This is a genomic window from Lawsonibacter sp. OA9 (assembly GCF_022440585.1).
Map to the genome: position 1 here is coordinate 543180 of NZ_JAKNTI010000022.1, position 15772 is coordinate 558951.

Annotated in this window: 20 protein-coding genes and 1 riboswitch; of the genes, 12 read left to right on the plus strand and 8 right to left on the minus strand. The window is 60.0% G+C overall.

The genetic code is table 11. The features are described from left to right. The 8 genes from MCG44_RS03660 to thiW all read right to left on the minus strand — a co-directional run bounded on the left by MCG44_RS03660 (position 1) and on the right by thiW (position 5094). On the minus strand, positions 1-681 hold the full coding sequence (locus MCG44_RS03660; RefSeq protein ID WP_147570940.1) for a TenA family protein: 681 nt from the start codon (positions 679-681) through the stop codon (positions 1-3). Then, positions 678-1289 (minus strand): energy-coupled thiamine transporter ThiT, encoded by a 612-nt coding sequence (locus MCG44_RS03665; RefSeq protein WP_147570939.1) that lies wholly within the window; start codon positions 1287-1289, stop codon positions 678-680. The genes MCG44_RS03660 and MCG44_RS03665 overlap by 4 nt, the downstream gene beginning before the upstream one ends. Continuing rightward, complete coding sequence (gene thiD, locus MCG44_RS03670) at positions 1286-2083, minus strand: bifunctional hydroxymethylpyrimidine kinase/phosphomethylpyrimidine kinase (protein ID WP_186853286.1); 798 nt, start codon at positions 2081-2083, stop codon at positions 1286-1288. Before thiD ends, MCG44_RS03665 begins: the two co-directional genes overlap by 4 nt. Positions 2084-2162: 79 nt before the next feature. Continuing rightward, positions 2163-2465, minus strand: a complete 303-nt coding sequence (locus MCG44_RS03675; RefSeq protein ID WP_240286870.1) for an MTH1187 family thiamine-binding protein — start codon at positions 2463-2465, stop codon at positions 2163-2165. A 1-nt stretch (position 2466) separates the two neighbouring features. Beyond that, complete coding sequence (locus tag MCG44_RS03680; protein ID WP_186853287.1) at positions 2467-3102, minus strand: HAD family hydrolase; 636 nt, start codon at positions 3100-3102, stop codon at positions 2467-2469. Next, on the minus strand, positions 3095-3757 hold the full coding sequence (gene thiE, locus MCG44_RS03685) for a thiamine phosphate synthase (RefSeq protein WP_240286872.1): 663 nt from the start codon (positions 3755-3757) through the stop codon (positions 3095-3097). The genes MCG44_RS03680 and thiE overlap by 8 nt, the downstream gene beginning before the upstream one ends. Continuing rightward, on the minus strand, positions 3744-4568 hold the full coding sequence (gene thiM / locus MCG44_RS03690; protein WP_240286874.1) for a hydroxyethylthiazole kinase: 825 nt from the start codon (positions 4566-4568) through the stop codon (positions 3744-3746). Before thiM ends, thiE begins: the two co-directional genes overlap by 14 nt. After that, positions 4561-5094, minus strand: a complete 534-nt coding sequence (gene thiW / locus MCG44_RS03695; RefSeq protein ID WP_147570933.1) for an energy coupling factor transporter S component ThiW — start codon at positions 5092-5094, stop codon at positions 4561-4563. Before thiW ends, thiM begins: the two co-directional genes overlap by 8 nt. Positions 5095-5166: 72 nt before the next feature. Then, a riboswitch (TPP riboswitch) is annotated at positions 5167-5271 on the minus strand. Positions 5272-5377: 106 nt separating this feature from the next. Here thiW and MCG44_RS03700 point away from each other — a divergent pair. The 12 genes from MCG44_RS03700 (at position 5378) to MCG44_RS03755 (ending at position 15734) form a co-directional block, all read left to right on the plus strand. Next, positions 5378-5995: a pentapeptide repeat-containing protein gene (locus MCG44_RS03700; protein WP_240286876.1), complete on the plus strand. Its 618-nt coding sequence runs from the start codon at positions 5378-5380 to the stop codon at positions 5993-5995. A gap of 12 nt (positions 5996-6007) precedes the next feature. Next, complete coding sequence (gene cdd / locus MCG44_RS03705; RefSeq protein ID WP_186853291.1) at positions 6008-6403, plus strand: cytidine deaminase; 396 nt, start codon at positions 6008-6010, stop codon at positions 6401-6403. A gap of 89 nt (positions 6404-6492) precedes the next feature. Beyond that, positions 6493-6705: a DUF378 domain-containing protein gene (locus tag MCG44_RS03710; RefSeq protein WP_147570930.1), complete on the plus strand. Its 213-nt coding sequence runs from the start codon at positions 6493-6495 to the stop codon at positions 6703-6705. A 238-nt stretch (positions 6706-6943) separates the two neighbouring features. After that, on the plus strand, positions 6944-7846 hold the full coding sequence (locus MCG44_RS03715) for a phosphate ABC transporter substrate-binding protein (RefSeq protein WP_240286878.1): 903 nt from the start codon (positions 6944-6946) through the stop codon (positions 7844-7846). A gap of 164 nt (positions 7847-8010) precedes the next feature. Beyond that, a complete protein-coding gene (pstC, locus tag MCG44_RS03720; RefSeq protein ID WP_186853344.1) occupies positions 8011-8862 on the plus strand; it encodes a phosphate ABC transporter permease subunit PstC in 852 nt (283 codons plus the stop codon). A gap of 4 nt (positions 8863-8866) precedes the next feature. Then, entirely contained in the window at positions 8867-9712 is an 846-nt protein-coding gene (pstA, locus tag MCG44_RS03725; RefSeq protein WP_147570928.1) for a phosphate ABC transporter permease PstA, read from the plus strand. A gap of 14 nt (positions 9713-9726) precedes the next feature. Continuing rightward, on the plus strand, positions 9727-10485 hold the full coding sequence (gene pstB, locus MCG44_RS03730; RefSeq protein ID WP_147570927.1) for a phosphate ABC transporter ATP-binding protein PstB: 759 nt from the start codon (positions 9727-9729) through the stop codon (positions 10483-10485). A 1-nt stretch (position 10486) separates the two neighbouring features. Beyond that, the gene (gene phoU, locus MCG44_RS03735; protein WP_147570926.1) at positions 10487-11128 is read left to right on the plus strand and encodes a phosphate signaling complex protein PhoU; all 642 of its coding nucleotides are present in this window, start codon (positions 10487-10489) and stop codon (positions 11126-11128) included. An 86-nt stretch (positions 11129-11214) separates the two neighbouring features. Next, a complete protein-coding gene (locus MCG44_RS03740; RefSeq protein ID WP_147570925.1) occupies positions 11215-11886 on the plus strand; it encodes a response regulator transcription factor in 672 nt (223 codons plus the stop codon). Positions 11887-11919: 33 nt separating this feature from the next. After that, positions 11920-13572 carry an ATP-binding protein gene (locus MCG44_RS03745; RefSeq protein WP_240286880.1) on the plus strand — a complete coding sequence of 551 codons (1653 nt, stop codon included), beginning with the start codon at positions 11920-11922 and terminating at the stop codon, positions 13570-13572. A gap of 165 nt (positions 13573-13737) precedes the next feature. Continuing rightward, entirely contained in the window at positions 13738-14256 is a 519-nt protein-coding gene (locus tag MCG44_RS03750) for a DUF4358 domain-containing protein (protein ID WP_147570923.1), read from the plus strand. A 263-nt stretch (positions 14257-14519) separates the two neighbouring features. Then, a complete protein-coding gene (locus tag MCG44_RS03755; RefSeq protein ID WP_186853295.1) occupies positions 14520-15734 on the plus strand; it encodes an argininosuccinate synthase in 1215 nt (404 codons plus the stop codon). Positions 15735-15772: the final 38 nt, after the last annotated feature.

Below are 15772 nucleotides of genomic sequence, written 5' to 3' on the forward strand. Positions count from 1 at the left end.
TCAGGGGGATGTAGGGAGGTCCTCCCTGGGGTGAGCGCTCATCTCCCAGAAATGTAGCTCATGGAGGGAGCAGGCGCGGAAAATCTCCCTGCACTTTTTTGCCCGCTCCGGTGCCAGATCTTGGCAGGCCTGGTCGGTAAACTCGGACCAGGCCCGGCAGATGGCGTCGTAGCGGTTGCCGGCGTAGTCCCGGACAAAGGGCCAGTAGGGAGTATTTTCCACTCCGGGGGAGCGGCGGATCAGCTCGCCAAAGATCCAGCCATAGCTCAACATACAGGGCAGACAGGCCATCATGCACTCGGCGGCCCCCTCCCCGTCCCGGGCGGCGGCCAGCATACTGTCCACATAGGCCCGATTCTCCGGCCGGAGGGGGAGGGGCTGGATCTCCTCGTCCGTGATGCCGTAGCGTTTCAGGTAGTAACGTCGGGTGGCATCCTCGCTCTCATTGACAAAGGAGAGCAGGGAGTAATAGTTACGGATCTCCGCCATGTCCCGGGAGTGGATCATCCCCCAGGCAAATACCTTGGAATACTCCCGCAGGTACAGACTGTCGTCCACGATGTAGCCCTTGAAGCACTCCTCGGGGAGAGAGCCATCGGCCACACCCTTCAAAAATTTTGTATTCAGGCAGGACTCCCAGATGGGCAGGCTGTCCTGGATGCACTCCTCTAAAAAGTTCATGACTGTTTCCCTCCTATGGCGTTTTGGATGGTCTTCAGCGGCAGGGCGAGCATAATCAGCGTGGTAGCGGTGCCCTCGGGGATCTTGCAGGACAGGTGGTAGGTGATGCTGTACCCCCAGGCCCCCCAGCCGTCCCAGGCGTTTTGAGAGAAAAAGACTACGCCGGAGAGCATCTGGCCAATGAACCGCAGCAGGATGGCCAGCAGTACCCCGCACAGCACCTTCCATTTCTTGCCGCTGCCGAAGATCCCGGCATAGCCCAGGGCGGAGAAGGCAACCAGGTGCTCCACGAAAATCTGGGCCCAGTGGACGGGGGCCCAGGCGGGGATGAGGAAGATGGCCAGAATACCAGTGACCCAGCCGGTGACGCAGGCCAGCCGCCAGTCATAGGTGAGGGCCAGCAGCATCAGGGGAATCCAGGAGCCCGGACTGATGGCCGCCCCGGTGGGAAGGTAGAGCAGAAAGGAGCCCAAAACCAGGGTGGCGGCACACGTCAATCCGCCGTAGCACACAGACCTGGTGTTTAGGCGCAGTCCCCGGCACAGCCAGGCGGTGACGGCCAGATAGGCGACGGTAAAGACAGCGGTGATCATGGTGGAGGGGGTCATTTAACAAACTCCCCCTCTAGGTTAAAGAGATGATCCAGCGGCCCTTTTCCCTGCCCCAGGTCTAGCATGGAGGCCAGGGCGCCGGAGAGATAGGTCTTGGCCCTCTCCACGGAGGTGTCTAGGTCGTAGCCCTTGGCCAGGTTGGAGGCGATGGCGGAGGACAGGGTGCAGCCGGTACCGTGGGTATTGGGATTGTCGATTCGGCGGCCATAAAACCACTTGGCCTCGCCGGAGCGCCACAGCAGGTCATTGGCGTCGTTCAGGTCGTGGCCTCCCTTGCACAGCACGGCGCAGCCGTACCGCTCACTGATGGAGCGGGCGGCCCGCTCCATGTCCTCGGGACCATGGATGGTCATGCCGGAGAGGACCTCCGCCTCCGGGATGTTGGGGGTGAGAACGGTGGCCAGGGGGAGCAGTTCCGCCTTCAGGGCATCCACCGCCTCCTCGGAGATGAGACGGTCGCCGGAGGTGGCCACCATCACTGGGTCTACCACCAGCTTCTCCACTCGGTATTCCTTCAGCTTCCGGGCGATGACCTGGATCAGAGGCACGCTGGATACCATTCCGGTCTTTACCGCGTCCGGCATGATGTCCGTAAAGACGCAGTCCAGCTGTTCCGCCAGAAATTCAGGCGTGACCTCCATGATGCTCTTGACGCCGGTCGTATTCTGGGCCACCAGGGCTGTGACCGCGCTCATGGCGTATACGCCATTGGCGGTCATGGTCTTGATATCGGCCTGGATACCGGCGCCTCCGCTGGGGTCGGTCCCAGCGATCGTCAATGCTGTTTTCATTGTGAAAACTCCTTTCTTTTTTTGCATTGAAGTTTTATTACGCGACAGCAGGTGGTGCCCCCAAGCTGCCGCGGAAAAATCAGCTCCGCTGATATTTCCCAATTTTCTGGTCGATGGTCAAAATCTCGCCGTCGGGGCGATAGACCACCTTCACATAGGCCGAGACCTTGGGCGCTCCTGCCCGAACGGCCACATGCTGGCATTCCTTCACAATATCCATCAGTTGGTCGTAGCTCTCCCCTTCGATGGTGGTTTCAAAAGGGCCCACCTGATAGTTCAGTCCGGTGCTTTTGATATAGTCGATGACCCGGTCCACAATCCGGCACACCTCGGCATCGTTGTCCACTTGGGGCAGTACCTGAATGGCGATGCTTGCGCTCATATTAAATTTCCTCCTTCCAGTTGTCGATGGCTTCATCCGCCAGCTTCTTCAATTCCTCCCAGGGCTGGGTACCGCCGTCGTAGACGGCTACCACATAGTACCCCGCCATTTTGGCGGTTTTTGCAGCGCCTAGGGCGTCCTCGTAAACGGCAATCTCTCCGGGGGAGGCCCCCAGCCGCCGGGCGGCTTCGTGGTACACGTCGGGCCGGTCCTTGCCCCAGCCCACCTCCTCACAGGAGAGAAGAAAGTCAAAATAGTCCAGCACCCCCAGCCGATCCAGACAGGCTTTCATCAGCGGGAGGGCGGTGGCTGAGGCCACGCACATCCGCACCCCATCCCGGCGAAGCCGGTCTAGGTAGAGGGCAACCCCCTCTTTCAAGGGGATGTCTCCCCGGTAGTGCGCCTCAATCATGGCGTTCATCTCCCCAGCGAGAGTTTGGGGAGTGCCGGACAGTCCAAAGGTGCGGATGAACAGCTCCGCCGACTGGGTCATGGTCATAGGCTTGATCCGCTCCAGCAGCTCGGGGGAGGGGGCAAGTCCCTGCCGGGCCAGATACTCCCGGGCCAGACCACGCCAGTAGTCCATGGAGTCCACCAGGGTCCCGTCCATGTCGAAAATGGCAAAGGCTTTATCCATGGGCGGCCACCATGTCCTTTGCCAGCGCCAGCAATTGGGACGTGGCCGCGCCTGGGTCCTCCGCGCCGAAAATAGCGGAGATGACAGCCACACCGTCCACATTGCTGCCCTTCAGCTGGGCGATATTGCCTGCGTTGATACCGCCGATGGCCACCACAGGGATGGACACGGCCCGGACGATGTCCCGCAGGGCCTCCACCGTCAGGTTCCGGGCGTCCTTCTTGGTGCTGGTGCCGAATACAGCGCCTACGCCGATGTAGTCAGCCCCGGCTTCCTGAGCGGCCTTAGCTTCGGCCACTGTGCCGGCGGAGATGCCTAAAATGCGGTCCGCCCCGATGAGGGCGCGGATGTCCCTCCCCCTGAGGTCGGACTGTCCCACATGGACGCCGTCGGCGCCGCAGGACAGGGCAATCTCCACGCTGTCGTTGACCACAAAGGGGACGTTCCGCCGCTGGCAAAGCTGGCGCAGTTCCTCCGCCTCCTGGGCAAAGCGGCCGGGCTCCAGGTCCTTCTCCCGAATCTGGAGGAAGGTGGCCCCGCTGTCCAGCACACGGCGGCAGACATCGGCCAGGCTCTCCCCCTCCTTCAGCCATGTGCGGTCACTGATGGCATAGAGCAGCATGGACCGGCGGATTTCATCCCTAGTAAATTTCATATCTTACACCCTCTGTCAGTTGTTTTTCAGTCAGGTTGAACACCGCGTCGATGAGATCAGTGCGGAAGGTGGCGTTTCCCGTGCCGTTTTTCAGCCGGCGGGCCTCGGCCGCCTCACCGCACACGCCCATGGCGGCCATGGCGGTACAGACAGCGGCAAAGGGGTCCGACGGCATGGCGCCGCAGAAGGCGCCGATCAGGGAGGTGAGCATACAACCGCTGCCGGTGATGCGGGCCATGGTGGGGCAGCCATTTCGGAGGACCATAGTCTGTTCCCCGTCAGAGATGACATCCAGAGGACCGGACAGGGCGATGATGCCGCCAATGCGCCGGGCCAGCCCCGCAACCGTCTGGACAGCGGCAGGTAGGCTGTCCTGAGACACGGTGTCGGCCGCCGCCGCATCCACCCCGCTGCCGGACGCCTCCTGGCCGGCCAGACTGCGGATCTCCGAGGCGTTGCCCCGGATGGCGGTAAACCGTACCTTCTCCAAAAGCCGCCTGGCGGATTCCCGCCGAAGGCGGGTGCCACCGGCGGCCACTGGATCTAGTACCACCGGCGTTCCAAGCTGGTTAGCACGTTTCCCGGCCAGCACCATGGCGTCTATGTCCTCGATGGCCCCCATGTTGCACACTAAGGCCCGCACCCAAGACACGGCGTCCTCCACCTCTCGGATGTCATGAGCCATAGAGGGGGAGCCGCCGGCGGCTAGGATAATGTTGGCGCAGTCGTTTACTGTGACGAAATTGGTGATGCACTGGACCAGGGGAGCCCGCTCACGGACCAGATGCAGGGCGTTGGAAAAATCAACCATGAGGCGCCTCCCGGCCCAGCTCGGCCAGCATCCGGTTCAGCAGGCCGGACCGCTTGAAGATGAGCAGAGCGGCCACCCCCATGCCGCCTCCCACCAGGGCGGCGGGGGTATAGAGGGGGATGTAGTACAGAGGGGACTGGGCGTCCAGGCCGTAAAACAGCTTCATCAGCGGATAGGCGGTCATGGCCCCCAGCAGGCCGGTGCCAGCTACCTCACCCACCAGGACCAGCCAGATGTTATGGGTCTTTTGATAGATGAGTCCGCCCAGGATGGGTCCAAAAACGGCGCCGACCACTGCCTGAATGGTCCGGCCGGACATCATCCGCATGATCCCGCATAGAAAGGCGGCGGCGCAGGCGTACCACGGCCCCAGCAGGACGGCGGCGATCACATCCACGAAGTGCTGGAAGGGCGCCATGGATGGAAAGTAGACATAGGTGTTCAATACGAAGGCCAGGCAGGCCAGCATGGCGGTAAGCACCATCTTCTTGGTTCGGAGCTGGGTTTTTGCTTGGATCTGCTGCATCGATATTTCCTCCTAAAACGTAAAATGCCGTGGGCCTGTCTTTTACCTCTTAGAAAGACGTTCCCACGGCATCAGCCGAAAAAACTATCTCCCTACGTTGGCATTACCCAAATCAGGTCACAGGTCGAAGCGCACAGCTTCCTCTCAGCCCGTTTGCGAGCTCCCTTGTTGTTTGGCCCCATCCCACGGCTGGAGCCGGCCCTCATTATAATACTTTCAAAATGGGATTGCAAGTTTTTTTGTCCTGGAGTATCCTAAAAATAAAAAGGGTGGAAAGGCGAGCGTGGAAGAAATAGGATTTTTAGACGCTCTGGCCCAGGCCAGGGAGGAGGACGACCAGATATGTCGTCTGACTCAGCTCCGCCAGGAGCTGAAGGGACTGGACCTGTCGGAGCTGGAGCTGCGGGACTGCCATTTCCATGGCTGCCGCTTTACAGACTGCGATTTTTCCGGCGCTGTCCTTGAGCGATGCCTGTTCCATAGCTGCCAGTTGGTTCAGTGCCGCTTTGGAAACAGCTGCTGGCGGGATACCGCCCTCCTAGAATGTAAGGCCGAGGGCAGCGACTTCCGCGGGGCCAGGATAAGGGAGTGCGGTTGGAAGGATACGCTGCTCCGTTACTCCAACTTCAATGAGAGCCAGTGGAGGAGCGCAAAGCTGGAGTGCTGTGACCTGCGGGAGACCACCCTGTCCAGCGCTGTGGTGAAGGAGCTGACGCTGGAAAAGGTGGACCTGACGGGAGCGGAGCTGTTCAGAACCTCACTGAAGGGAACCGACTTGTCCCGGTGCACCATAGACAGCATCTCCCTGTCGGCCAGCTGCGCCGAGCTGAAGGGAGCCAGGATTGCTCCCCATCAGGCGGCGGTGGTGGCCCGCATCTTGGGGATAGATGTGGCGGAATAGGAGGAAAATAGAATGACAGATCAAGAACTGGTGGACAAGGCCTTTGAGATGCACCAATATTCCTATGTGCCGTATTCCCATTTTCCGGTGGGAGCCGCTCTGCTGTGCGGGGATGGCAGGGTGTTTACCGGCTGCAATGTGGAAAACGCCGCCTTCGGCTCCACCATCTGCGCCGAGCGCACCGCTCTGCTAAAAGCGGTCAGTGAGGGGTGCCGGGAGGACTTCCTCGCCATCGCCATCGCCGGCAGGGGGGAGGACTACTGTTGGCCTTGCGGCTCCTGCCGGCAGATGCTCTACGAGTTTGCCCCGGATCTGCGTGTGTTGTGTGCCCGTGGGGACGGCGCCTTCGTTGAGACCAAACTGTCCCAACTGCTGCCCCACGGCTTTGGACCCAAGTCCTTGAAGTAGACTGTTGATTGGAAATATTTTCCGTGTGCATAGACTGCCCTTATCTGGTCAAACTACCTGTGGAACTTGATCCGAGGAGGTGACCTGATATGGTCATGGATAAGATCGCCCTGACCCTGCTGATCATTGGCGGGCTGAACTGGGGCAGCGTGGGACTGTTCCAGTTCGACCTGGTGGCCTTCGCCTGCGGCGGGGCCGGCAGCTTGGTCAGCCGGGTAGTATATGCCCTAGTGGGCCTGTCCGCTGTATGGTGTGTTTCCCTGCTGTTCCGGGATCGAGACCCCGTCGAGGAGCGGAGCTGACCCCTGCGCAGTCAGAGATAACCGATAAAGCCGGCCCGGACCGCACTGCGGTCCGGGCCGGCTTTTCTGAGGACTTTGGCGCGTTTTACGCGCTAGAGCCCTCTTTTTTTACATTGAGACGGGATTTTACAAAGACTTAACAGAGGTGGTGTTTCGCATTTTACATTCCTTTTTTATACTGGGCACCGTAGCACAGATCAAAAGAACCAAGACAGAATAAAAAGGAGTAATCACGAAGATGAAAAAACTGACTTGCCTGGGTCTGGCGCTGGTCATGGCCCTGTCCCTGACCGCCTGCGGCGGCAACAATAACTCCAGCTCCAATTCAAACGGCACCGGCAACTCCAACACCGGCTCCGCCGCCGGGGCGCAGAGCACAGACAACAATACACAGACTGACCTGAGCGGCTCCGTTACCACCAACGGCTCCACCTCGATGGAAAAGGTGGTCCTGACGCTGAATGAGCAGTTTATGATCGACCACCCCGATGTAAAGGCGTCCTACGACCCCACCGGCTCCAGCACTGGCATCGAGGCCGCCAAGAACGGCTCTGCCGACATCGGCCTGGCCTCCCGCGCCCTGAAGGACGAGGAGGTGGCCGACGGTCTGAAGAGCACCACCCTGGCCCTGGACGGCATCGCCATCATCGTCAACGCCGACTCCGCCATCTCTGACCTGACCGTGGAGCAGATTGCCCAGATTTTCAAGGGCGAGGTCACCAACTGGTCGGAAATGGGCGGCGCGGACGGCGCCATCGCCTGCATCGGCCGGGAGGGCGGCTCCGGCACACGGGACGGCTTTGAGTCTATCACCGGGACGGAGGGCCTCTGTGTGCTCTCCCAGGAGCTGACCTCAACCGGCGCTGTCATCGAGGCAGTGAAGAATAACCCCCAGGCCATTGGCTACGCCTCCCTCTCCGCTGTGGAGGGCCAGGAGGGCATCAAGGCCATCACCGTCAACGGTGTCGCCTGCTCGGAGGAGACCGTGCTGGACGGCAGCTACGAGATCCAGCGCCCCTTCATCCTGGTGACCAAGGAGGGCGAGACCTTGAGTGAGGCCGCCCAAGCCTGGTTTGACTGGGCTACCTCCGCCGCCGCTTCCGACTTGATCCGTGCCGCCGGCGCGGTGCCCATGGTCTGATTCTGAGAGATCCTTCCGCGACAGCCTCCGCTCTGCTGATAGAGTGGGGGCTGTTGGGCTGAACGAAAGGAGTTTTGGCATTGGAAAGCGAGAAGGTCATGGACTGGGCCGCCTCTAGGGCGGAACACAAGCCGGCCTCCGGTCTCCACCGGGGCCGGGACACTATGGAATTCATCGTCAAGATGGTATTCCTATTGTGCGGCTTTGTAGCGGTGGGCTGTGTGCTTTTTATCTGTATTTATCTAATTATTGCCGGGCTGCCCGCCATTTTGGAGATTGGCGTCACCGACTTCCTGTTCGGAACGGAGTGGGCGGGCAAACAGGAGAAGTTCGGGATCCTGCCCTTCATCCTCACCTCAGTGGCCGGCACGGCCGGCGCCGTCCTGGTGGGGGTGCCCATTGGGCTGATGACCGCCATGTTTCTGGCCAAGGTAGCGCCGCCCAAGGCGGCTAAAGTCATCCGTACCGCCGTGGAGCTGCTGGCGGGCATTCCCTCCATTGTCTACGGACTGGTGGGTATGATCGTCCTGGTCCCCGCCATCCAGCGAACCTTCGAGCTGGCCTCCGGCGCCAGCCTGCTGGCCGCTATTGTGGTGCTGGCCATCATGATTCTGCCTTCCATTGTCAACGTGGCGGAGACCTCCCTCCGGGCGGTGCCCAAGGAGTATGAGGAGGCCAGTCTGGCCCTGGGGGCCACCCACATTGAGACCATCTTCCGGGTGACTCTGCCCGCCGCCCGGTCCGGCGTGGCAACCGCTGTGGTGCTGGGGGTGGGGCGGGCCATCGGTGAGGCCATGGCCATCATCATGGTGTCCGGCAATGTACCCAATATGCCGGACAGCCTGTTTACCCCCGTGCGGTTCCTGACCACAGCTATCGCCTCTGAAATGTCCTATGCCGGAGTGGGTACCCTGTGGCGGCAGGCCCTGTACTCCGTGGGTCTGGTGCTGTTCCTCTTTATTATGCTCATCAACGTGATCCTTAACCTGTTCATCAAGAACAAAAAGGAGGGCTGAAGCCATGGAAAAGCTGTCTAAGAGGCGCTGGCTCTACGACCGGGGGCTTCGTGCCCTGCTCTACCTGTGTGGCCTGCTGGTGTGCGCCCTGCTGGTCTTTCTCATCGGCTATATCTTCGTCCGGGGACTTCCCTTAGTCACCTGGGAGCTGCTGTCCACCCAGACCAGTATGCTCAAGGGAACCACCGGCATCCTGCCCCACATCGCCAGCACCATCTACATCATTGTGCTGTCCATGGCTATCGTCCTGCCACTGGGGGTGGGCGCTGCCATCTATCTGACGGAGTATGCCTCCAACCGGCGTTTGGCCGCTATCATCGAATTTGCCGCCGAAACCCTCACCGGGATCCCTTCCATCATCTTCGGCCTGGTGGGCATGATGGTTTTTATCCAGCTTATGGGACTGAAGGCGGGCATCCTGGCCGGCGGCCTGACGCTGGTGGTCATGATTTTGCCCACCATCATCCGCACCACCCAGGAGAGCCTGAAGACTGTTCCCCAGAGCTACCGGGAGGGGGCCCTGGGCCTGGGGGCCGGCAAGTGGCATATGATTCGCACCGTCGTGCTGCCCAACGCTGTGGACGGGATCGTCACCGGCTGTATCCTGGCTGTGGGCCGTATCGTGGGCGAGTCGGCCGCCCTGCTGTTCACCGCTGGCTTCGGCACAGTGCTGTACAGCTTTGGCGAGGCGCTGAATAACTCCTCCGCCACCCTTACCGTGGCCCTATACCTTTACGCCAACGAGCGGGGCCGGACGGATATCGCCTTTGCCATCGCGGCCATCCTGATGATTCTCACCCTGGTTATCAACCTGTCCGCCAGCCTGGTTGGGAAGAAGCTAAAGAAGTAAAGGAGCACAGAGCCATGGACCATACTATCCTGTCCGCCCGGGACCTAAATCTGTATTATGGCGAGAACCATGCCTTGAAAAATATTATGATCGACCTGCCGGAGCGGCAGATCACCGCCCTGATCGGCCCCTCCGGCTGCGGAAAGTCCACCTTTCTGCGGACCATTAACCGGATGAACGACCTGATTCCGGGGGTGAAAATCACTGGATCCCTGACCTATCGGGGGGAGGAGGTATACGCCCCAGGCAGGGATGTAACCGATCTGCGCCGCCGCATCGGCATGGTGTTCCAGAAAGCCAACCCCTTCCCCATGTCTATCTATGACAACGTGGCCTATGGCCCCCGGACCCATGGGATCCGCAACCGTGTGAAGCTGGACGAGATCGTGGAGCAGTCCCTTCGGGGGGCCGCCATCTGGGAAGAGGTGAAGGACCGGCTGAAGAAGTCCGCCCTGGGCCTGTCCGGCGGCCAGCAGCAGCGGCTGTGCATTGCCAGAGCCCTGGCCGTCAAGCCGGACGTACTGCTGATGGACGAGGCCACTTCCGCCCTGGACCCCATCTCTACCTCCAAGATAGAGGACCTTGCCTCAGAGCTGAAAAAAGACTATACTATCATTATGGTGACCCACAACATGCAGCAGGCCGCCCGTATTTCAGATAATACCGCCTTTTTCCTCATGGGGGAGCTGGTGGAATTTGGAGAGACGGAGCAAATATTCTCCATGCCCCAGGACAAGAGAACCGAGGACTACATCACCGGGAGGTTTGGCTGATATGAGGAACCGTTTTAATGAACAGCTGGAGCAGCTGAATGTAGAACTGATTAAAATGGGAGCCCTGTGCGAGGAGGCCATCTCCGCCGCCACCAAGGCGTATGTGGAGGGAGACCGAGAGCTGGGAGAGCGGGCCAGGAGCCTGGAGCAGGACATCGACCACAAGGAGCGGGATATCGAGAGCCAGTGTATGAAGCTCCTCCTGCGTCAGCAGCCGGTGGCCAAGGACCTGCGGGCCGTATCCGCCGCCCTGCGGATGATTTCCGATATGGAGCGCATCGGGGATCAGGCCGCCGATATTGCTGAGATCGCCCGGTATATGGAGAAAAGCTCCATTCTGCGGCAGGTGCCCATGGAGGAGATGGCCCTGGCTGCCATTAAAATGGTGACGGACAGTGTGGACTCCTTTGTCCGGGGTGATCTGGCCCTGGCCCACTCAGTCATCGCCCAGGACGACCAGGTGGACAGCCTGTTCCTGTCCGTCCGGGAAAAGCTGACCGCGCTGATCGCCGGAGGGGAGAATGGCGGCCTCTGCCTGGACCTGCTGATGATCGCCAAGTATTTCGAGCGCATCGGCGACCACGCCTGCAATATCGCCCAGTGGGTGGAGTACGCCATCACCGGGGACTATGAGGATGACTGAAAGAGAAGATTGCCGGACGGCGGCATGGGGAAGAAGGCACAGTCCCTCTCCCGCCGGGGAAACAAGACTGGAATGAGGTGGACCCCTTGATCTATATTCTGGAGGACGATGCCAGTATCCGCAAGCTGGTGGTATACACCCTGAACAGCCAGGGGATGGAGGCGGAGGGCTTTGAACGCCCCTCCAGCTTTTGGCGCGCTCTGGAGGAGCGGCAGCCCGACTTGGTGCTGCTGGATATCATGCTGCCGGAGGAGGACGGGCTGCAGGTGCTGAAGCGCCTGCGGGCCGATTCCAACACCAGAAGGCTGCCGGTCCTGATGCTGACGGCCAAGAGCACCGAGTATGACAAGGTGCTGGGGCTGGACCAGGGGGCGGACGACTACATTGCCAAGCCCTTCGGCATGATGGAGCTGATGGCCCGCATCCGTACGGCCCTGCGCCACTCCGGGCAGGGGGAGAACGGAGGCAGGACCTATCAAGTGGGCGCTCTCTATGTGGACCCAGGCCGCCATGTGGTCCGGGATGGGGAGCGGGATGTAACCCTGACCCTAAAGGAGTTTCAGCTGCTCTGCCTGCTGCTGGAGCGGCGAGGCACCGTATTCACCCGGGACCAGTTGCTTAATACCATCTGGGGATATGAATTTGACGGGGCCAGCCGCACGGTGGATGTCCATATCCGCACCCTGCGGCAAAAGCTGGGAGAGGCGGGCGCCTGCATCGAAACAGTCCGGGGTATCGGCTACAAGGTATCGGAATAGGACAAGGCCGTCAGAATTGAGAGGTGTAGCGGTTTGACATCAAAGATCTTTCGCAATTCCATGGCGGTAGGGCTGTCCGTATTTCTGCTGTCAGTGGCCCTGTTCATGGGAGTGCTGTACCAATACTTCGGCGACCAAATCACCGGTGAGCTGGAGAACGAGGCGTGGCTGGTGGCCCGGGGTGTGGAGTCCATGGGAATGGACTATTTTGACGGCCTCCAGTCCTCCAGCCGCATCACCTGGGTAGGGGAGGATGGAACGGTCCTCTATGACAGTGTGGCGGACGCCTCCACCATGGAGAATCACGCCGACCGGGAGGAGATCCGTGAGGCGATGAATGGTTCCCGGGGGACGGCCCAGCGCCAGTCGGCCACCCTGTCGGAAAAGACATTTTATGTAGCCCGGCGGCTGGAGGACGGCTCCGTCATCCGTCTGGCCAGCGCCCAGTATACAGTGGTGGTCCTGCTGGTATCCATGGTCCAGCCCCTGCTGATCATCCTGGTCCTGTCCCTGATCCTGGCCGCGGTGCTGGCCAACCGGCTGTCCAAGGGGATCATCCGGCCTATTTTGGACTTGGATCTGGAGCACCCGGAGGAGTGCGATACCTATGACGAGCTCTCCCCGCTGTTGACAAGGATCCGGCGGCAGAATGACACCATCCGGGGCCAGATGGACCAGCTCCGCCAGCGTCAACAGGAATTTTCCGCCCTCACCGAGAACATGACCGAGGGCTTTGTGCTGTTGGATCAAAAGGGCCGCGTTCTCTCCTATAACTCCGGCGCCCTGCGGCTTTTGGGCGCCATCCCGCCGGGGGGCGAGGCCAATGTCCTGACGCTGGACCGGACGGATGCCTTCCGCAGAGTGGTGGAGCAGGTGCTGGACGGGGTGCGCGGACAGACCCGCCTGGACCGCCAGGGCCGGTGTGTCCATCTCCTGGCTGACCCGGTGTTCCGGGAGGGAGCTGTGAGCGGAGCGGTCCTGGTACTGCTGGACGTAACAGAGCGGGAGCAGGGGGAGCGGATGCGCCGAGAGTTCACCGCAAACGTGTCCCATGAGCTGAAGACTCCCCTGACAGCCATCTCCGGCATGGCCGAGATCATCAAGGATGGTCTGGTGGACCCGAAGGATGTGGCGGGTTTCGCCGGCGATATCTATAAGGAGAGCCAGCGACTCATTAGCCTGGTGGAGGACATCATCCACCTGTCCCGCCTGGATGAGGGAGGCGTGGGGCTGGAGACGGCGCCAGTGGACCTGCTGGAGCTGTGCCGCCGGGTCATGGAGCGGCTGGAGCCCGCTGCCAAGCGGGCTGGCGTGAGCGTCAGCGTAGAGGGGATGCCAGCTACGATCCACGGGATCCCGGCAGTGCTGGAGGAGATGGTGTATAACCTGTGCGACAACGCGATCAAATACAACCGTCCGGGAGGGAGCGTGGCACTGAACCTCTCCCTAGGGGAGAAAGAGATAGAGCTGTCCGTGGCCGACACTGGCATCGGTATCCCGGCCGAGGACCAGGAGCGGGTCTTTGAGCGATTCTACCGGGTGGACAAGAGCCATTCCAAGGAGATCGGAGGGACCGGTCTGGGCCTGTCCATCGTCAAGCATGGCGCCGCCCTGCACAACGCCGCAATCAGGCTGGAGAGCGCCCCTGGGCATGGAACCACTGTGCGCCTAATCTTTCCCATCTGATTTTTTCATCCCGCGGGAGGCCGCCGGTTTCTGCCGGCGGCCTCCCGGCCTGTTATCCGCACATGATAAAAAACGGAAAAGGAGGGAACTTTTTGGGATAGGGGCCGTCTAATAGAGGGAAAGCTAAATAGGCTGAAACTTTACGACAAAACGGAGGATTATGTTATGAAGAAGATTTTAACGCTTGCCCTTGTCCTGGCCCTGGCTGTCACCGGGCTGTCTGGCTGCTCCGGAAACGGCGGGACCACGTCTGACAAGAGCCCGGAGGAACTGGCCCAGCTCTACCATACTGCCATCACAGACAACGGCGGCGAGATGGTGGAGTATAACCCTGTGATCACAGAGAAAAAAGAGGACGACGGCTCCGCTATGCTCCTTGAGATGCTGGGGCTGGATACTGGCGATATGACCGCTTTTGGGATCAGTGCCTCCATGATGAATGTCAAGGCTTACGCCATCGCCGCCGTCATGCCCGCCGAGGGGAAGGCCGACGCTGTGAAAGAGGGGCTGCAGGGCTACATCGACCAACAGAAGAGCAGCTTTGAGATGTATCTGGCTGACCAGTACGAGGTAGCTAAGAACGCCAGACTGGAAACTCTGGAGGACGGCACCATCCTGATGGTTATGTGTGAGGACCAGGATACGGTCTTTGACGCCATCTCCGCCGCCATCCAGGCCGGCTAAAGCCCACAAAACATCCCCGGTCCCCGGACCGGGGATGTTTTTTTGCATTAAATTGAATAAATAAACGGAATATTCAAATATATATTCATTTTTGGTGAATATATATGGAAAATAATTGTTAGCATATGCATATTAATGCAAATAACCTCTTGCAATTACATTAGGGGAGTGGTAGACTGTTGCCATGGAAAGCAGAGCGGACGGCGCAGAGCACCAGACAGAGGAAAAAGCGCGCCCCGCACTGAGATTTGGAGGGAAAAATCATGGCTCAAGTAAAAAAAGTAGTGCTGGCTTACTCCGGCGGTCTGGATACATCCATCATCATCCCCTGGTTGAAGGAGAACTATAATGACCCTGAGATCATCGCTGTTTCCGGCGATGTGGGGCAGGGCACTGAACTGGACGGGCTGGAGGAGAAGGCTATCAAGACTGGCGCCTCTAAGCTGTATATCGAGGACCTGACCGACGAGATGGTTGACGACGTTATCATTCCGTCCATGATGATGGGGGCCAAGTACGAGGATTATCTGTTGGGCACCGCCTTTGCCCGGCCCATCATTGCCAAGCGGCTGGTGGAGATCGCCAAGAAGGAAGGCGCCGACGCCATCTGCCACGGCTGCACCGGCAAGGGCAACGACCAGGTCCGGTTCGAGCTGGCTATCAAGAGATTTGCCCCTGAGATGAAGATTATCGCCCCCTGGCGGGAGTGGGACATCAAGGGCCGGGACGAGGAGATCGACTACGCCGAAGCCCACAACGTCCCCCTGAAGATCAGCCGGGAGACCAACTATTCCAAGGACAAAAACCTGTGGCACTTGTCCCACGAAGGGCTGGACCTGGAGGACCCCGCTAACGAGCCCCTGTATGACAAGCCCGGCTTCCTGGAGATGGGCGTGTCCCCCGCCATGGCACCAGATGCCCCCACCTATGTCACCTTGGACTTTGAGAAGGGATGGCCTGTGGCCATTGACGGGGAGAAGATGAAGGCGTCCGACATCATCCGCAAGCTCAACGAGCTGGGCGGGGCCAACGGCATCGGCCTGCTGGACATCGTGGAGAACCGGCTGGTGGGCATGAAGGACCGGGGCGTGTACGAAACTCCCGGCGGCACCATCCTCTACCGGGCCCACGAGGTGCTGGAGCAGATCACCATCGACAAGGATACCAAGCACATGAAGCAGAAGCTGGCGGTGGACTTTGCCGATCTGGTGTACAATGGCAAGTGGTTTACCCCCCTGCGGGAGGCCCTGACCGCCTTCGCCGTGGATACCCAGAAGTACGTCACCGGCACTGTGAAGCTGAAGCTCTACAAGGGCAATATCATCACCTCTTCCATCACCTCGCCCTGCACCCTGTACTCAGAGAATCTGGTGACCTTTGAGGAGAGCGACTATGACCAGAAGGACTCCCAGGGCTTTATCAACCTGTGGGGCCTTCCCGACAAGGTACAGGCGCTAAGAGAGCAGGGCAAGCTGTAATATTTAAGAGTGGAGAGTGGAGATAAGCCCAATATCTT

Excerpts from the sequence above, each read along its gene's own strand:
- MCG44_RS03680 (WP_186853287.1), bottom strand. The coding sequence starts at position 3,102 with ATGGATAAAGCCTTTGCCATTTTCGACATGGACGGGACCCTGGTGGAC.
- thiE (WP_240286872.1), bottom strand. The coding sequence starts at position 3,757 with ATGAAATTTACTAGGGATGAAATCCGCCGGTCCATGCTGCTCTATGCC.
- MCG44_RS03755 (WP_186853295.1), top strand. The coding sequence starts at position 14,520 with ATGGCTCAAGTAAAAAAAGTAGTGCTGGCTTACTCCGGCGGTCTGGAT.
- MCG44_RS03665 (WP_147570939.1), bottom strand. The coding sequence starts at position 1,289 with ATGACCCCCTCCACCATGATCACCGCTGTCTTTACCGTCGCCTATCTG.
- MCG44_RS03675 (WP_240286870.1), bottom strand. The coding sequence starts at position 2,465 with ATGAGCGCAAGCATCGCCATTCAGGTACTGCCCCAAGTGGACAACGAT.
- MCG44_RS03710 (WP_147570930.1), top strand. The coding sequence starts at position 6,493 with ATGGTCATGGATAAGATCGCCCTGACCCTGCTGATCATTGGCGGGCTG.
- MCG44_RS03715 (WP_240286878.1), top strand. The coding sequence starts at position 6,944 with ATGAAAAAACTGACTTGCCTGGGTCTGGCGCTGGTCATGGCCCTGTCC.
- pstB (WP_147570927.1), top strand. The coding sequence starts at position 9,727 with ATGGACCATACTATCCTGTCCGCCCGGGACCTAAATCTGTATTATGGC.
- pstA (WP_147570928.1), top strand. The coding sequence starts at position 8,867 with ATGGAAAAGCTGTCTAAGAGGCGCTGGCTCTACGACCGGGGGCTTCGT.
- MCG44_RS03660 (WP_147570940.1), bottom strand. The coding sequence starts at position 681 with ATGAACTTTTTAGAGGAGTGCATCCAGGACAGCCTGCCCATCTGGGAG.
- MCG44_RS03750 (WP_147570923.1), top strand. The coding sequence starts at position 13,738 with ATGAAGAAGATTTTAACGCTTGCCCTTGTCCTGGCCCTGGCTGTCACC.
- cdd (WP_186853291.1), top strand. The coding sequence starts at position 6,008 with ATGACAGATCAAGAACTGGTGGACAAGGCCTTTGAGATGCACCAATAT.
- pstC (WP_186853344.1), top strand. The coding sequence starts at position 8,011 with ATGGAATTCATCGTCAAGATGGTATTCCTATTGTGCGGCTTTGTAGCG.
- phoU (WP_147570926.1), top strand. The coding sequence starts at position 10,487 with ATGAGGAACCGTTTTAATGAACAGCTGGAGCAGCTGAATGTAGAACTG.
- thiD (WP_186853286.1), bottom strand. The coding sequence starts at position 2,083 with ATGAAAACAGCATTGACGATCGCTGGGACCGACCCCAGCGGAGGCGCC.
- thiW (WP_147570933.1), bottom strand. The coding sequence starts at position 5,094 with ATGCAGCAGATCCAAGCAAAAACCCAGCTCCGAACCAAGAAGATGGTG.
- thiM (WP_240286874.1), bottom strand. The coding sequence starts at position 4,568 with ATGGTTGATTTTTCCAACGCCCTGCATCTGGTCCGTGAGCGGGCTCCC.